Source organism: Burkholderia sp. BCC1047 (assembly GCF_902833155.1).
In the GTDB taxonomy this organism is placed as follows: domain Bacteria; phylum Pseudomonadota; class Gammaproteobacteria; order Burkholderiales; family Burkholderiaceae; genus Burkholderia; species Burkholderia sola.
Genome location: NZ_CADFEH010000031.1, coordinates 1 through 15,466, shown reverse-complemented (window position 1 = coordinate 15,466; position 15,466 = coordinate 1). Strand labels below are relative to the sequence as shown.

Annotated in this window: 18 protein-coding genes and 1 tRNA gene; 2 read left to right on the top strand and 17 right to left on the bottom strand. The window is 60.4% G+C overall.

Features of this window, described 5'->3' with window-relative positions; genetic code table 11:
* Positions 1 to 736: 736 nt before the first annotated feature.
* From HWX55_RS27015 to HWX55_RS27005, 3 genes are read right to left on the bottom strand one after another with little or no spacing between them, the layout of a single operon-like run.
* Positions 737 to 1,855: a DUF3396 domain-containing protein gene (locus HWX55_RS27015; RefSeq protein ID WP_175977934.1), complete on the bottom strand. Its 1,119-nt coding sequence runs from the start codon at positions 1,853 to 1,855 to the stop codon at positions 737 to 739.
* Between the two features lie 11 nt (positions 1,856 to 1,866).
* Positions 1,867 to 2,598: a VRR-NUC domain-containing protein gene (locus HWX55_RS27010; protein WP_175977933.1), complete on the bottom strand. Its 732-nt coding sequence runs from the start codon at positions 2,596 to 2,598 to the stop codon at positions 1,867 to 1,869.
* On the bottom strand, positions 2,595 to 3,125 hold the full coding sequence (locus tag HWX55_RS27005) for a PAAR domain-containing protein (RefSeq protein ID WP_126285110.1): 531 nt from the start codon (positions 3,123 to 3,125) through the stop codon (positions 2,595 to 2,597). The genes HWX55_RS27010 and HWX55_RS27005 overlap by 4 nt, the downstream gene beginning before the upstream one ends.
* Positions 3,126 to 3,334: 209 nt before the next feature.
* Between HWX55_RS27005 and HWX55_RS27000 the strand changes: the two genes are divergently transcribed.
* The gene (locus tag HWX55_RS27000; RefSeq protein WP_175977932.1) at positions 3,335 to 4,036 is read left to right on the top strand and encodes a hypothetical protein; all 702 of its coding nucleotides are present in this window, start codon (positions 3,335 to 3,337) and stop codon (positions 4,034 to 4,036) included.
* 341 nt (positions 4,037 to 4,377) lie between these two features.
* Here HWX55_RS27000 and HWX55_RS26995 read toward each other — a convergent pair whose 3' ends face one another.
* The 14 genes from HWX55_RS26995 to HWX55_RS26930 all read right to left on the bottom strand — a co-directional run bounded on the left by HWX55_RS26995 (position 4,378) and on the right by HWX55_RS26930 (position 14,060).
* A complete protein-coding gene (locus tag HWX55_RS26995) occupies positions 4,378 to 4,833 on the bottom strand; it encodes a hypothetical protein (protein WP_175977931.1) in 456 nt (151 codons plus the stop codon).
* A gap of 2 nt (positions 4,834 to 4,835) precedes the next feature.
* Positions 4,836 to 5,975 carry a type IV secretion system protein gene (locus HWX55_RS26990; protein WP_175977930.1) on the bottom strand — a complete coding sequence of 380 codons (1,140 nt, stop codon included), beginning with the start codon at positions 5,973 to 5,975 and terminating at the stop codon, positions 4,836 to 4,838.
* A 10-nt stretch (positions 5,976 to 5,985) separates the two neighbouring features.
* Positions 5,986 to 6,225 (bottom strand): EexN family lipoprotein, encoded by a 240-nt coding sequence (locus HWX55_RS26985; RefSeq protein WP_175977929.1) that lies wholly within the window; start codon positions 6,223 to 6,225, stop codon positions 5,986 to 5,988.
* 139 nt (positions 6,226 to 6,364) lie between these two features.
* Positions 6,365 to 6,526 carry a hypothetical protein gene (locus tag HWX55_RS26980; RefSeq protein WP_154302346.1) on the bottom strand — a complete coding sequence of 54 codons (162 nt, stop codon included), beginning with the start codon at positions 6,524 to 6,526 and terminating at the stop codon, positions 6,365 to 6,367.
* Positions 6,527 to 6,531: 5 nt separating this feature from the next.
* The gene (locus HWX55_RS26975; protein ID WP_175977928.1) at positions 6,532 to 7,263 is read right to left on the bottom strand and encodes a DNA-binding protein; all 732 of its coding nucleotides are present in this window, start codon (positions 7,261 to 7,263) and stop codon (positions 6,532 to 6,534) included.
* A gap of 3 nt (positions 7,264 to 7,266) precedes the next feature.
* Positions 7,267 to 7,479 carry a hypothetical protein gene (locus tag HWX55_RS26970; RefSeq protein WP_038761028.1) on the bottom strand — a complete coding sequence of 71 codons (213 nt, stop codon included), beginning with the start codon at positions 7,477 to 7,479 and terminating at the stop codon, positions 7,267 to 7,269.
* 300 nt (positions 7,480 to 7,779) lie between these two features.
* Positions 7,780 to 8,823, bottom strand: coding sequence for a site-specific integrase (locus tag HWX55_RS26965; RefSeq protein ID WP_175977927.1), 1,044 nt, complete (start codon positions 8,821 to 8,823; stop codon positions 7,780 to 7,782).
* Between the two features lie 97 nt (positions 8,824 to 8,920).
* Positions 8,921 to 8,996: transfer RNA gene (locus HWX55_RS26960), tRNA-Thr, on the bottom strand.
* 19 nt (positions 8,997 to 9,015) lie between these two features.
* On the bottom strand, positions 9,016 to 9,537 hold the full coding sequence (locus HWX55_RS26955; RefSeq protein ID WP_124557212.1) for a ClpXP protease specificity-enhancing factor: 522 nt from the start codon (positions 9,535 to 9,537) through the stop codon (positions 9,016 to 9,018).
* A gap of 69 nt (positions 9,538 to 9,606) precedes the next feature.
* Positions 9,607 to 10,218 carry a glutathione S-transferase N-terminal domain-containing protein gene (locus tag HWX55_RS26950; protein WP_006400565.1) on the bottom strand — a complete coding sequence of 204 codons (612 nt, stop codon included), beginning with the start codon at positions 10,216 to 10,218 and terminating at the stop codon, positions 9,607 to 9,609.
* Positions 10,219 to 10,312: 94 nt separating this feature from the next.
* Positions 10,313 to 11,071 carry a cytochrome c1 gene (locus HWX55_RS26945; protein WP_050013114.1) on the bottom strand — a complete coding sequence of 253 codons (759 nt, stop codon included), beginning with the start codon at positions 11,069 to 11,071 and terminating at the stop codon, positions 10,313 to 10,315.
* A 21-nt stretch (positions 11,072 to 11,092) separates the two neighbouring features.
* Entirely contained in the window at positions 11,093 to 12,475 is a 1,383-nt protein-coding gene (locus HWX55_RS26940) for a cytochrome bc complex cytochrome b subunit (protein ID WP_175977926.1), read from the bottom strand.
* The gene (petA, locus tag HWX55_RS26935; protein ID WP_175977925.1) at positions 12,475 to 13,095 is read right to left on the bottom strand and encodes a ubiquinol-cytochrome c reductase iron-sulfur subunit; all 621 of its coding nucleotides are present in this window, start codon (positions 13,093 to 13,095) and stop codon (positions 12,475 to 12,477) included. Before petA ends, HWX55_RS26940 begins: the two co-directional genes overlap by 1 nt.
* Positions 13,096 to 13,313: 218 nt before the next feature.
* The gene (locus tag HWX55_RS26930) at positions 13,314 to 14,060 is read right to left on the bottom strand and encodes a Nif3-like dinuclear metal center hexameric protein (RefSeq protein ID WP_175977924.1); all 747 of its coding nucleotides are present in this window, start codon (positions 14,058 to 14,060) and stop codon (positions 13,314 to 13,316) included.
* Positions 14,061 to 14,081: 21 nt separating this feature from the next.
* On the opposite strand from HWX55_RS26930, the gene HWX55_RS26925 reads away from it, so the two are divergent.
* A complete protein-coding gene (locus tag HWX55_RS26925) occupies positions 14,082 to 15,287 on the top strand; it encodes a Do family serine endopeptidase (protein WP_175977923.1) in 1,206 nt (401 codons plus the stop codon).
* The last annotated feature ends 179 nt before the right edge of the window (positions 15,288 to 15,466 follow it).

The window sequence follows — 15,466 nt, the reverse complement described above, 5'->3', positions numbered from 1 at the left end:
GCGATAACCCCACCGGGCGGTGTGCGTGCCCCAATAGGGCTCATAGCCAGCGCAAAGACAAAAATTGGACATTTACTGTCTTTCAACCGACAGCCGTTGTCTTTTGAGGTCCAATTTTTGCCCCGCAAGCGTCCCGAAAACCAGAATTCATCGTATTACGCGCCTTGATGCCCCCTCAGCACCCAATTGTTCCCCCGGGCCCGTGGAGCCTTGGTCTAAGCCGCTGACGGGGCAAGCCCCGCCACCGGCTAAGACCGGGATAGATCGCGCTCGGGCCGTCCTACAGCCGTCCCGATTGCTCAACCCGGCCCCTGTGAGGGCCACCGGCCGATCGGCCCGGGGTCCACCTAGGCATATTTGTCTACAAAAATGGGCGACCTGAGATTGGATGGGCCTGCGGCTTGAAATCCGGCCCTCAGTGCCGATCCGACGCATCGCCCAAGCGCAACCAACCCCTGCACCTTCAGCGGCTCACCGCACCGATTTTTGGCGAACGCGCGCCGTAGCGTTGGATTGAGGTCTTTTTATCTCACTTGGGCAAGCCGCGCAGCGGCGCGTCAGGCCCGAAGGGCCCCATCGCGGGGAGCCGGTGGGCGGGTGCGGTATCCCGGCCGCGAAGGCCGGGACTGTCCACACCCTCGCGGTGTGGGCAGCGCAGCCATCCACGGGCGGGCGCGGGTGGACCTCGCACCAAAGGGGCATCAGCGTTCTAGCAGATGGCCGATGCTAGTCACCGCTACGTCCCGGCTGCCGGGAGTTTGGGTGTCTTGTGCAGTTCGACCCAATATGCGTTGATACGGTCCGGCTCGACATCAAGCCGACGAAGCCAAGCCTCGGTCGCAACCTGCGTGTTCAGCAGGGGAGCGGTGCTAGTCGCCGTGCCGGTTTGTAACGTGCCGAGCGCATCAGCAATGATCGGACGCAGAGCGCTGTTCAGCAGCACATACGCAGGCGGGGGCTCAGGAGGATGGCCTGGCTCGCCAGCAATACCCGTCTGCGGCGCAACGCCGGCCTGAATGATCAGGCCGCCGTCGTCGTAGCGCTGCTTGCGGAACCAGTCCGGTGGCAGGCCCAGTTTGTCTACGCCCCCCAATTCCCGCACGAGATCGGCATTGATTGCCGTCAACCAGTCCACCGTCTTGATGTGATCGGTGAGCCGGCGGAGGTTCCGACGCATCGGGTCGCCGACGTCCAGACCGGGGCCGAATTTCCGCGCCCAAAAATATTCCGACGCCTCATTCGGGGCCCGCTGCAACAGCGACAGGTTCGCGGCATATCCCGCGTGCCCGTGCACCACGTCAAGCTCGTCGACGGCTTGCGCGAAGAGCGCTTGGAACACGTCCGGACAGAGCGTCAGGAAGGCTTGCGGGACAGAGAACGTCGCAACGTCGATGCCTCGGTTCATCGACGCCTGCCAGTCCTCGAGACAGAAAGTCGAAAATTCCATCGTGCCGGCCTCTTGTTTGTCCCCCGCGTTAGAGAGGGCCAGTACGAACGGAGCATCAGCCGGGATGCTCGTCGCCAAGGAAGCGAACGAAGGCCCCTTTTCGAACTCAACCGGCTGCTTGCCATCTTGGTACAGCCATCGCAGCGGAGAGCCTTTGGACGGGTCGCGGCCGGCGGCCTTTTCGGCCGCGCGCTGATAAGTCAGCAGCGCATCGTTGTACCGCTGGAAGCAGGCGCTAAGCGCCTTGCGTTTGGCCGGCGTGTGGCCGCCCTTGAAGTAGATAACGGCACGCACGGCGAGGGCCGCGCCTACGATCGCCCGCTGGTGCTTCGGCTCGAATGCGCCGAACGGAAGCGTGCCCGCTCGGTTCGGGTCGTTGGCCCACGCGATCAGTTCGTCCTTCGTCATTGGCATGATGCTTAAAAGGGAAACGGAGTCGGCGGCAGCGCCGGGGGGATGAGCGGCGGGAACAGACTGCCCGAGCGTGCATTGGAGCCGCCGCCAAGGATGCTCTCAAGGTCCGTTTGAGTCTGCTTTGCAGTCGATCGCTGAGATTGCTCATCGGCGTCACCGCAACCGCAATCATCCGGCGTGATGCCGGAGTATTTCGATTCGTCGCCGGCGATGTCCATGTACGCGGCCTCCTGCGTCTTCGAAAACTCGTCGGGCGGGAACTTCATTTCCACCACCTTCCTAATGTTCGACTGTACAGGAGGCTTGGACGGATCGTTCACGATCACGACGTCGGGCCGTCGGAACCAGGTTTTGTCCTCTTGCTTGTATGCATCCATGCCGCCCGGCCAGTATTTCTGAATCCACGCCGGAAGCCACGGATGCGGGGTTGACGGGTCCGATGCGCGCATGATGGGCGTCGGGGGCTCATTCCGCATGTCGTACGAGACTTCCGGCAGGTACGGCGTCGTTTCGCCGGTCAATACCTTCGAGGCGAGGTTCTTTGCTCGCAATCGCTGTGCGACGCACGATTGGCGGAGGATCTTCGCATCACGGCTGTAGACGCCTATCGATTTGCAGCGACATAGAGCGTCGCAGAGCACCGCGCGGTCTTCCGAGGATAAGTTGCCCTTGGTCATCCCGACCTGCGTGGTTTTCCCCTGGCCGGCCCCCATGTTGCCCGATGCCGAATTCGTCATTGATCGCTCGCCGGGACATGTTCGAAGGTCAGCGACGACGCCTGGTGGCTGCTCAGCCAGTCGGTATGGCCGCTCGCATCCGTTGTGCCTCGGATCGTTTGGCCGTCGGCAGACGTAACGGTGTATGGGTGATTCGCGAGGGGTTCGCGCGACTGGTCGTCGACGAGTTGGAAGCGCCCGCGATATGCGCCGTCGTCTTGCGCGACGGTCTGCGAGACAACGCTTTTGCCTGCGCCGACCGACCCGCCTGCGCCAGACGTCGGCTCCACCGTCGCCATGCCTTGTGACGCGATTAGCGTCGCGCCGCAGGCTGTCTTGTCGCCGTCTGTCGCTACGGCTCGGCCGCCGAATGTCATGCTGCGCACTCGGACGCCAACAATAGGATAGACGCCGCCACACTTCGGACACGACACCATGTCGCCCTCGAGCGCGAGCGGCTTACCGAAAACGATATTGGTCGACGTGCAGGCGAGCACACGACCACCATGGCTGGTCGTGTCGCCTTCGCGAATGAATGCAGAACTCATGCAGAATCCTCACAGGAAATCTGCGGCGAATGTAGCACATCCGCTTTTTCTTGTTCCTAACCCGCCTCTATTGGTAGCGCATCATTTCTCGCGTATTTCCTCGCGCGGAATCTCTTATAATTAGCCCAGAATGTAGAGAGGCTAAAAAACCCCGAAAGCCTCACCCAGTAAGGCTTGGACTTGCTGCTGAATCAATTGACGGAGAGGACATGAGCATGGTCGTAATCACGGACCGTGCGGCGCTCATGCAGCGCCTCATGGATGCAGTCATTCAGGGCTATAGCAGCTATACATCGGGCGTCGTCAAAACAGAGCGTGTACACGCTCTCTGTGAAAAATTCTCCGAACGCTATCTGATTTCCCTTAATCGCAATCAGCTCGCATATCGACGCGCAAAAGGCCAAGGTAATGCACGGTTCATTCTCGCTGATCTAGGCGACCAGAACGGCCTACACTGGTGGCTACTGGTCACGGAAGGCGAGCACGCCGCACACAAACTCGAAGTGCTGAAAGAGGCGTTTGGGAAGGGCAGCCGATTACGTGTCGAAGGCTATGAACTACTCAAACTCCCCCGATCGAAGAGTAAAGGCGGTGGATTTCACTATACGTGGTGCATGTCGCAGGAAGCAAAGCGGCAGTGGCGTTATCAGATACGCATCGCCGTTCGAGCCCGCCGACCGGACGACGCGGCCGCTAAGGTTTTGCGCCTGATGTACAAGGCTCCCGGCTTCGATTCCATCAAGGCTCAGGTGGATAAACTCGCGGACTTTCTGCGGGGGGAATGGTCCAGAACCGGACACGATGTGCAGCACTTGAAGGTTCCCGAGTCATTGACGCCAGTTCCTCGTCTCGCAAGCGATGGGGTGCCGTTAGCCGAATGGATAGCCGCACGGTTGCCGCAAAGCGCTTGATATTTGGAGGGAAAATGAACGACGGAACGGTCTCAAACTTAATCTCATGCGGCATCTTGATCGTCGGTCTCGCGTTCGCTTTCTGGTTCACGGCGGTACTACCGGATCGTGAAAGACGAGCTAAAAGGCAGTCGAGGCCAACCAAGAAATCGATCGGAAAAGGCGGGAGTGACACGTAAAGCTGGCGAAGCTTCGCACACCTCGGACAGGATTTTTGTCGTCGTCGCCGGCGTCCTTCCGGTACGTGAACGAACGACAGATCGAATAATATTGAGCGTCGGAAACAGCTTGCACTACCGCGCATCAGAGACTAATCGCCGCCCGGAAGCGGCGTTGTGCAGTCAACGCATGAGCGAGCGGGCAACGTTTATCGGCCACAGCCAGACGTAGAAGAGGCGCAGTTGGAGCCGGCTATTCCAGTTCAGGCCGTTGAATTTCTCATCCGGGATCACCTTGGCCCACCAGCAAAAACCCATTCCAACGGCGACGTACAGGACGAAGTACACAACAAGATAGCTGGTTGGGAAGCGCGACAGCAGCCACATCACAGTGAGGGCGATCGCAATATTCACCAGCCTTATCGATAAGGCTTCCCGCGGCGACGTGTTCAGATTGGACTGGAACAGCCGCTTCTCCCGTTGCTCGCTTTCGACTCGAGTGACGTGGTCGGCGATGGTTTCTCCACGCCGTCTGCTCCCGATGAACGGGACCACGAATCTAAAAATTACCGTCGCGGCCACAACAGCCATGCCTGCAATCACAACCGTTCGAAGTGCGTCAGCCGATACCTCGGTCATCGTTACGTCCCCCTGTTTTGTGAGCCTTGCGATCCTTGAGCGTAGCTGTATCCGCCTCCACTAGACGAGCTGCCCCCGGTGCTACCGGTCCCGGAAATCGAGCCGCTGCCCGCGCTTGCACTGCCCTGCGACCCTCGAGCGTAGCTGTATCCGCTGCTACTCGATGAGTTGCCGCCGGCGCTCCCTGCCCCGGAATTCGATCCGCTGCCCGCCCCTGCACTGCCCCCGTTGTTACCCCCGGACGAGCTCCCCCCACCTCCGCTGGAGGCCGCGGGAGACGAGCTTGGCTGCGGCAGGAAACGATCGAAATTTGTCTTGACGCCACTCGTCCATCGCGCCGCGAGATCGGGCAAGACCTTCAACAAACCGAGTGCCATAACGGTGACAAGGCCGGCCGTGATGATCGGGCCAATGATGGCCGCGTCCGGGTTCGGCTTGGCCGCGGCCGAGATGGCGCTGTCGTAGAAGTGCATGAAAACACCGAAGCTCATCGCCGTTATCGCTATGAGGATGACGTAGTTCAAGACCGAACCGAGCCAGTTCCCGAAGAGATTGGCGAGCGGCGGGGCCAGCAACATGAAGATGAAGAATGGGCCGAAGCAAACTGACAGCGCGAGCAGGAATTTCGCAATCAGTATCGAGACAGCGCCCACGCCGCAGATCAGTAGAGTGGAAAGCACGAGCACAATGCCCAGAATGAAAGCCCCAATCCCGGTGCTCGTCAGTAGGCTCGAATTCGCGAAGACCGTGCGCATGACGGTCAGACTGTGGTCGATCGCGCCATCGATCAGGCTTGCTATGGCACTGTTACTCGCACCCAGGCCCCCGTGTATCAGCAGCTTGGACGCCAGTTCATCGGGCAAGTGGATGGCCGTACTGGCCAGCGTTGTTTCATACAGGCCACCGGCGCCGGCGATCCCCACAATCGCGTAATACTTGAGGAACTTCTCCACGAGGTGCGTGAGCGGTACGCCGCTCGGCCGCAGCATCGTCGCCACGCCATCTATGATGAGCATAATGGTCAGGCCAAGCGCCGCGAGCGGCGTGACCCATGCAATCATCCGGCTAACGTTTTCGGCGACGATCTGGAGCGTCACGGCATCCATGTAGTCGAATATCTGCGTTACCGCATCGAAGGCCATGGTTCGCTCCTTATTGCTCGCGGGCTGCTTTAAGCGCCGCTTCCTTGCCGTAGAAAGTAACCATCGCGTTTGCTTCTTTCGCGTTCAGGCAGTCTGAACCTTGCCGCAGGTATTGGGCGGGATCGTTCTCGCATGCCTTGAATCTACTGGCTCGCTCCGCGTCATGCTGGATATACCAAGCCTTGGTGTGATATTCCTGCCCACAGGCGGCCAAAACGCAGGCAACCAGGACGTAGAGGCACTTCTTCATATTCACATCCTCCGTGTAACGTTTTAACGTCGTGATGTTGTAGCGTTGTGACGTCGTAACTTTATAACTTCACAACGTTTTAACGTTAGCAGTTCTACTTAAATATTCTCTGACTCGAGATTTTTTCGCCAACTTGCTTCTAGCGCAGATTAACCATGCAGGTCTTCACGCCGTCCTTCAGCGAATGGGACAGCAGATCAAGCATCGTGAAATACGCTTCTTGATCGCTCGGATCAACGAAACTGCTCAAGTTGATGAGAAGCTGGAATGCTTCCTGTGTTCTGGAGATGTTGTGCAGCAAGCCTCTCAGACGAGCGACGTTAGCCGCTTCGTGTTGCTGTGAGTTGCAGGTACACTCAGTTCTAGCCATGATTCACCTCTTGGAAGGTGGGTTGTGGTCAGGCCCGTCTTGGTGTTGGTGCACCTTGGCGGGCCGCTTGCTGCGTTGTCCGGGCCTCGCATTGCATTTGCCCCTATCTCCGCAACGCGTGCGGCTAGTGGCGAAAGCGGCTTGTCAGATGGTGGCCCGGCTGCCTGAGGGGTAACGGCAACACGGGTTGCCGCACGCAACTCCCCAGTCTTCGAGTCCCACGTAAGTCCCGCACCGGGAATGATTTCGACATGAGCGAATGCGTCCGAATCATGCTCGCCGGTTTCCAGCGCTGCCTTGATCCGTGCAAGCCACTTGGAAAGACTCTTGGGTACATAGTCGACGACGATCGAACACGTCCCTTTTTCCGACACCACATCGAAGCGCTCACGTGCAACGTAGATAGTCGACTGCCTGAGCTTCCCCACTTTCTTCAGCAAATTTTCTGCCTCGAGGCGTGCCAACGCCTTTTGTACAGTGGCAGATGCCAAACCCGTGACCGCCATGAGGCGGCGAACACCTGGATGGCCCCTCCCGGTGTTGAAGTCGGCATGCGACTTAATTGCGTTCAACACGTTCAACGCGTCCGACCCAAGTTTCCGAGCAAGGCCCGATCTGTAAAGGTCTTGCTGGACGGTGATAAAGGTCGTGTCAATGCGCCCTTGCATACCTTATTCCGCAAAGAGGTGTGCAACAGCAGCCGTCTTAAACAGGACACGCCGACCGATCTTGATCCGTGCCGGCAGCAGTTTTCGAGACACATCGTTGTCTCGCGTGAGCGTCACCCGAAGTCCCTCAGGACTGCGATGTAATAGCTCCGCCACTTGAGGAAGAGTCAGCAATGCTCCGTAACGCTCGATGATGTTTTCTTCCGTTGAAGTCACTTGAATAACTCCATGTTTTTGTCTTCAACGGAAGATTACGGATTAACCAGATTCCTCACAACACCACACTAATGATGCAAAACTTAGTCCCATATTTTTGTATGCAACGCCCAAAATCCCTTTAAATCAATACATTATGAACAGGAAACTGATTCAGTGATAATATCCTCATCAATTTCGTATCTTTTTGTAACCAGAGCGTGTACACGCATTCAATTTTTCAAAAGGATACGTGTACACGCACTCGATATGGGCGACTGCAGTTTTTGGAGCGAAACGAAGCAAATCACCTCAATGCAATCAAGCGCGCCGAAGACTATCGAGCCTCTGCACCAGATCCTCAGCTCGCAGATGCGTGTAACGCTTGAGCATTTGCATTGACTTGTGCCCGCTGATCGACGCTACTTCCTGATCGCTCAAGCCTGCTTCTACAAGCCGACTGACTGCCTCATGTCGTAGATCGTGAAAATGCAGGTCGGCCATCCCGAGGTCGCGAACGATGCCGGCCCAGAGCTTCTGGAACACATACGGCTTACGCTTTCCGTCACGCCCTGGCTCGCCGAAGAACACAAGATCGGTGTCAATAGGCCGTATCGGATTGTCCAGGGCTGCGCGGAGGACTTCGGCGGCCTCACGCGTCAGCGGGACCATACGACTGGAACCGTTCTTTGTATCCCTGAGAGTCACAACCCGTCGATCCAGATCTACTTGCGAGCGACACAAGCCCGTGATCTCGGACGATCGCATACCGGTTTCGACGGCAAGCCGCACGATCCAACCGAGCATCGGGTTGCTGTGGGCGTCGGCCGTCGCGAAAAGGCGTTGCTGTTCGTCACGGCTCAATCGCCGGTCCCGGCCGGCACCGGGGCTCGGCTTGCGAACGTTGGCGACGGGATTGAACGTCAGCCCAATCCCCCACTCCTGAATCGCCATCCGGAAGAGATGCCCGAGCATCGCCAGCTCGAGACGAACCGTGTTGTTTGATTTGCCGGCCGCGAGGCGTTCATCGCGATACTTGGCAACGAGCTCGGCACTGACGGCCGCCATCGAGTACTTCCCGAAAAACGCATCGAGGTGCTTCGCGGAAAAGCTCTCGCTGCGCTGCGTGGTCGCCTTCTTGGTGGCCGACACCTCTTTCATGTACCGCTTCAGCGCGGCCGTCACTGTGAGCTTTTCGGACGGCGCACGCGACAGATAGACACCCCGAACCATCTCATCTTCGGTCCGGCGCGCCCAATCCTCAGCGTCGCGTTTGGTGCGGAAGGTCTTGGCCGTAGTCGGCCAACCGATCTTGCGGATGACTGCCTTCCACGTGCCGGAAGGTGTCTTGACGATGGTCGCCATGTGCCTGTTCTGAGAGCTGACTGTACCGAAAATGTACTTTTCAACGCCCAGAAAGCACAAGGGGTTACGTGAAATTCACGTAACCCCTTGATTTTATTGGTGCCGGCTGCAGGACTCGAACCCGCCACCTGATGATTACAAATCAACTGCTCTACCAGATGAGCTAAGCCGGCGTAAGCGCGAGATTCTACCTCATTTCACGATCTTGAGGCGAGGTCTGCTGCCGCCTTTCGAGCCGTCGCCGTCGGTTTTCGGCGGTTCGTCGGCGCCTTCGGACGGCTCCTCGTTCGCGCCGCTGTCGGCGACGGGCGCCAACGGCGATACGGACTCGTCGCGCTGCGCGTCATCGGCCGGCGCGGCATCATCGTCGAACGCACCCGAATCCGCCCCCTCGCCCGCAACCGCATCGACCTGGAACGCCATGCCCTGCCCGTTCTCGCGCGCGTAGATCGCGAGCACGTTGGCCACCGGAATCTCGATCTTGTGCGCCTTCCCGGAGAACCGGGCCGTGAACTCGATCCACTCGTTGCCCATCTGCAACTGGCTCGTCGCCTCGAAGCTGATGTTGAGCACGATCTCGCCGTCACGCACGAACTGACGCGGCACGCGCGTCGAGTTGTCGACCCTCACCGCGATATGCGGCGTGTAACCGTTATCGGTGCACCACTCGTACAACGCGCGCAGCAGATAAGGCTTCGTTGAAATCTCTTGCATCACAATCCTCGAACCCGGAGCGGGCGCGCGGCACGCCGCCACCCGCTCCGTCATGCCTTCATTGCAACATTAACGACGCATGACCTTTTCGGACGGCGTCAGTGCTTCGATGTAGGCCGGACGGCTGAAGATCCGTTCGGCGTACTTCATCAGCGGCGCGGCGTTCTTCGACAGCTCGATGCCGTAGTGATCCAGGCGCCACAGCAGCGGTGCGATCGCGACGTCGAGCATCGAGAACTCTTCGCCGAGCATGTACTTGTTCTTCACGAAGATCGGCGCGAGCTGCGTCAGGCGATCGCGGATCGCGAGGCGTGCCTTCTCGTGATTCTTCTCCGCCGCCTTGCCCTTCTCGTTCTCGAGCGTGCTGACGTGGACGAACAGTTCCTTCTCGAAGTTGAGCAGGAACAGGCGCGCACGGGCGCGCTGCACCGGGTCGGCCGGCATCAGTTGCGGATGCGGGAAGCGCTCGTCGATGTACTCGTTGATGATGTTCGATTCGTACAGGATCAGGTCGCGCTCGACCAGGATCGGCACCTGACCGTACGGGTTCATCACCGAAATGTCTTCCGGCTTGTTGAACAGGTCGACGTCGCGGATTTCGAAGTCCATGCCCTTCTCGAACAGCACCAGCCGGCAACGCTGGGAGAACGGGCAAGTTGTGCCGGAATACAGAACCATCATATTTGCGTTTCCTCAAAAAAGCCGAGGGCCGGCACGCGGCGCAACCCCTTTCACGGGTTCCGCCTTGCGCCGGCCCCACGCCGGTCAGGCGTGTTTACTTGATATCTTTCCAGTACGCGGCATTCAGCCGCCAGGCCAGGAAAGTCAGGACACCGAGAAAGATCAGCACCCACACGCCGAGGCGTTTGCGGGTCTGCTGGGCCGGCTCGGACATCCATGTCATATAGGCCACGAGGTCGGCCACCGCAGCATCGTAGTCGGGCGACGACAGCGTGCCCGGCGTGACCTGCTGGAAGCCGACGAGCACGTGGGCCTTCTCGCCCGTCTCCTCGTCCGTCTTGTCTTCGAATTTGGCAACGCGCTGCCCCTGCAGCTGCCACAACACATGGGGCATGCCGACGTTCTCGAACACCGCGTTGTTCCAGCCGGTCGGCCGCGTATCGTCGCGGTAGAAGCTCCGCAGATACGTGTACAGCCAGTCGCGGCCGCGCGCACGCTCCTCGACCGACAGGTCGGGCGGCGTGGTGCCGAGCCAGTTCTTCGCGTCGTCGGACCGCATCGCCACGGACATCGTGTTCCCGACCTTGTCGGTCGTGAACAGGAGATTCGTTTCGATCTCCTTCTGGGATATGCCCAGATCCGTCAGACGGTTGTAGCGCATCAGGTTCGCGCTGTGGCAGTTCAGGCAATAGTTTACAAACAATTGCGCGCCGTGCTGAAGCGAAACGAGATTTTCCGTGTTATCGGGCGCCCGGTCGAGCGGAAAATTACCTTCCGCCCGCACGGCCGGCGCCGCCAGCAGCGCACAGGCGGTCGCCCCGATCAGCGCGAGTGTCGAAAGCAGTTTCTTCATGTCGTTCTCTCCTCGCTCACGTTAATGGGGCTTGAAGCGCACCCGTTCCGGCGGCTGCTTGAACGTGCCAAGCGGCGTCCAGACGGGCATGCCGAGGAAGAACGCGAAGTAGATCAACGCGCAGAACTGCGCGATCAGCGTCGCCGCGGGCGACGGCGGCCGCGTGCCGAGGAACGCGAGGGTCAGGAACGCCGCGACGAAGATCCCGAGGAACACCTTGTGGAACAGCGGCCGGTAGCGGATCGACTTCACCGGGCTGCGGTCGAGCCACGGCAGGAAGAACAGCGAGATCACCGCCGAGCCCATCACGACGACGCCCCAGAACTTCGACTCGGTCAGATACATGAACACGACGATCGCGGCGGCCAGCACCGGCAGCCCGATCTTCCACTTGCCGCGCGCGCGGATCAGCGCGAGCACGCCGAGCAGCGCGATCACGATCATCAGCACGATCTTGAACGGGTCGGTGGTCGCGCGCAGCATCGCGTAGAACGCGGTGAAGTACCAGACCGGCGCGATCTCCGGCGGCGTCTGCAGCGGGTTCGCCGGGACGAAGTTGTTCGCCTCGAGGAAGTAGCCGCCCATCTCCGGCGAGAAGAACACGATCAGCGCGAACACCATCAGGAACACGCACACGCCGAGGAAATCGTGCACCGAGTAGTACGGGTGGAACGGGATGCCGTCGAGCGGAATGCCGTTTTCGTCCTTCTTCGCCTTGATCTCGATGCCGTCCGGGTTGTTCGACCCGACTTCGTGCAGCGCGACCAGGTGCGCGACCACGAGGCCGACCAGCACGAGCGGGATCGCGATCACGTGGAACGCGAAGAAGCGGTTCAGCGTGACGTCGGACACGACGTAGTCGCCGCGAATCCACAGCGACAGGTCCGGGCCGACGAACGGGATCGCCGAGAACAGGTTCACGATCACCTGCGCGCCCCAGAACGACATCTGGCCCCACGGCAGCAGGTAGCCGAAGAACGCCTCGGCCATCAGGCACAGGAAGATCGCGCAGCCGAAGATCCACACGAGCTCGCGCGGCTTGCGGTACGACCCGTACAGCAGCCCGCGGAACATGTGCAGGTAGACGACCACGAAGAACATCGACGCACCGGTCGAGTGCATGTAGCGGATCAGCCAGCCCCACGGCACCTCGCGCATGATGTACTCGACCGACGCGAACGCGAGCGTCGAGTCGGGCTTGTAGTTCATCGTCAGGAAGATGCCCGTGACGATCTGGTTGACGAGCACCAGCAGCGCGAGGGAGCCGAAGAAGTACCAGAAGTTGAAGTTCTTCGGCGCGTAGTACTCGGATACGTGCTTCTTCCAGGTGGACGTGAGCGGGAAGCGCTGGTCGATCCAGCCGGTGAAACCTGTCGTGGAGACTTCCTTGTTGTCGGCGGCCATCACGCTTCTCCTTTCTCGTCCTTGCCGATCACGAGGGTCGTCGCCGACGTGAACATGTAGGGCGGGATGTCGAGATTCTGAGGCGCCGGCTTGTTCTTGAACACGCGACCGGCGAGGTCGTAGGTCGAACCGTGACACGGGCACAGGAAACCGCCCGGCCAGTCGTCCGGCAGGTTCGGCTGCGGACCCGGCGTGAAGCGTTGGCTAGGCGTGCAGCCGAGATGCGTACACACGGCCATCACGACGAGAATGTTCTTGCGATCGGCCCGTGCCCGATATTCGTTCGCGCAATACGTGGGCAACGGCATCGAATACGGGGATTTCGTGGTCGGATCGGCCACTTCCTTGTCGGCCTTGACCACGTCGGCCAGCATCGAATCGGTGCGGTTCAGGATCCAGACGGGTTTGCCGCGCCACGGCACGGTGACCATTTCGCCGGGTTTCAGGCCGCTGATGTCGATCTCGACCGGTGCACCGGCCGCTTTCGCTTTCGCGGACGGCGCAAGCGACGCCGCGAAAGGTATGACGGTGGCTACGCCTCCTACGCCACCTGCTACGGATGTCGCAATCAGCCAGGTACGGCGGCCGCTGTCGACGCGTTTCTCTTCCTTGTCTCGCATCACACGCCCCACTTCTGAGTTGGATTTTCCGTCACGACTTTCCATTCCGCCGCTAGTTTGCGCGAATGGAGTCGCCATTTACAAGGCCCGGAGATGAAAATCCCTTCGAAGTGTTTGATAGTTAAGGGTTATCCCCCACTATCGGAGCGATTAAATCATTTCGCTTTTAAGCGGATGCCACATAGAGAAATTTCGATGCACCGCCGCAAATCCGCCGCTCAGACCGGATTATGAATATCGATAAAAAGGTGCTCGAGATCGAATTCCTCGGACAAGTGGCGCCCCAGCGCCTGGATTCCGTAGCGCTCGGTCGCATGGTGCCCCGCCGCAACGAACGCGACACCGCTCTCCGCCGCCGCGTGCGTGGTCGACTCGGACACCTCGCCGGTCAGGAACACGTCCGCGCCGGCATCGACCGCCGCGTCGAAATAGCTCTGCGCGGCGCCCGTGCACCACGCGATGCGGCGCAGCTGCGTGTCCGGATCGCCGAGCACGAGCGGCGTGCGGCCGAGCGTGCGCTCGACCTTCGCGACGAAGTGCTCGAGCGTGACGGGCATCGGCAGCGTCGCCATCCAGCCAAGATCGCCTTCGCCGAAACGCTGCTCGCCGATCAAGCCGAGCTTTTCGCCGAGTTGCGCGTTGTTGCCGAGCTGGGGATGCGCGTCGAGCGGCAGGTGGAACGCGAACAGGTTCAGGTCGTTCGCGAGCAGCAGCTTCAGCCGCTGATACTTGCGGCCGGTGATCTGCGGCGCCTCGTTGCGCCAGAAATAGCCGTGATGGACGAGCACGGCATCCGCCCCCCATTCGAGCGCGGCTTCGAGGAACGCGACCGACGCCGTCACGCCGGTGGCGATCTTCTCGATCTTGCGGCGCCCTTCGACCTGGAGGCCGTTCGGGCAATAGTCCTTGAAGCGCGCGGTTTCAAGGGTATTGTTCAAGTACAATTCGAGTTCGATCCGATCCATATAAACCTCTAATCCATTCAGATGCTTAGACGCTTCTGGCTGTTCTTTGCGCAGGCGGTGACCGTACTGCTCGCGCTGATGTTCATCGTCGTGACGCTCAAGCCGCAATGGCTGCAACGGCAAGGACAGCTCGGCAAGCAGCTCGCCACGCCGATCGTCGCGCTGCGCGAGGTCGCGCCGGGCATCGGCGGCGCTCCGGCGACCACGTCGTATGCCGAAGCCGCGCAGAAGGCGATGCCGGCCGTCGTCAACGTGTTCTCCAGCAAGGACGGCTCGCTGCCGCCCGACCCGCGCGCGAAGGATCCGCTGTTCCGCTACTTCTTCGGCGACCGCAACGCCCGCAAGCAGCAGGACGAGCCGGCCGCCAACCTCGGCTCGGGCGTTATCGTGAGCCCTGAAGGTTACATTCTAACGAACCAGCACGTCGTCGACGGCGCCGACCAGATCGAAGTCGCGCTCGCCGACGGCCGAACGGGCACCGCGAAGGTGATCGGCAGCGATCCCGAAACCGATCTCGCGGTGCTGAAGATCAACATGACGAACCTGCCGACGATCACGCTCGGCCGCTCCGACCAGTCGCGCGTCGGCGACGTCGTGCTCGCGATCGGCAACCCGTTCGGCGTCGGCCAGACGGTCACGATGGGGATCATCAGCGCGCTCGGCCGCAACCACCTCGGCATCAATACGTTCGAGAACTTCATCCAGACCGACGCGCCGATCAACCCCGGCAACTCCGGCGGCGCGCTGGTCGACGTGAACGGCAATCTGCTCGGCATCAACACGGCGATCTACTCGCGCTCGGGCGGCTCGCTCGGCATCGGTTTCGCGATTCCGGTTTCGACCGCCCGCACGGTGCTCGAAAGCATCATCACGACGGGTTCGGTCACGCGCGGCTGGATCGGCGTCGAGCCGCAGGACGTCACGCCGGAAATCGCCGAGTCGTTCGGGCTCCAGCAGAAATCGGGCGCGATCGTCGCGGGCGTGCTGCAAGGCGGCCCGGCCGACAAGGCCGGCATCAAGCCGGGCGACATCCTGGTGAGCGTCAATAGCGAGGACATCACCGACACGACGAAGCTGCTGAACGTCGTCGCGCAGATCAAGCCGGGCACGCCGACCAAGGTGCACGTCGTACGCAAGGGCAAGCAGTTCGACGTGAACGTCGTGATCGGCAAGCGCCCGCCGCCGCCGAAGCAGACGCTCGACGAGCAGGACGGCGATAGCGAATGACGGTCGGCGGGCGGCACGCCGCCTGCCGGTCATGATGCGACGCGGAAACGGAAAAGGGCAGCCGGTTGTGAACTGCACCCCAAAAGTTGGACACTAGTCCAACCTTTGGGGTGTTTTACATGACGAAGTACAACGAGCAGTTCAGACAAGGCATCGTTGACGAGTATCTGGCCGGCGGA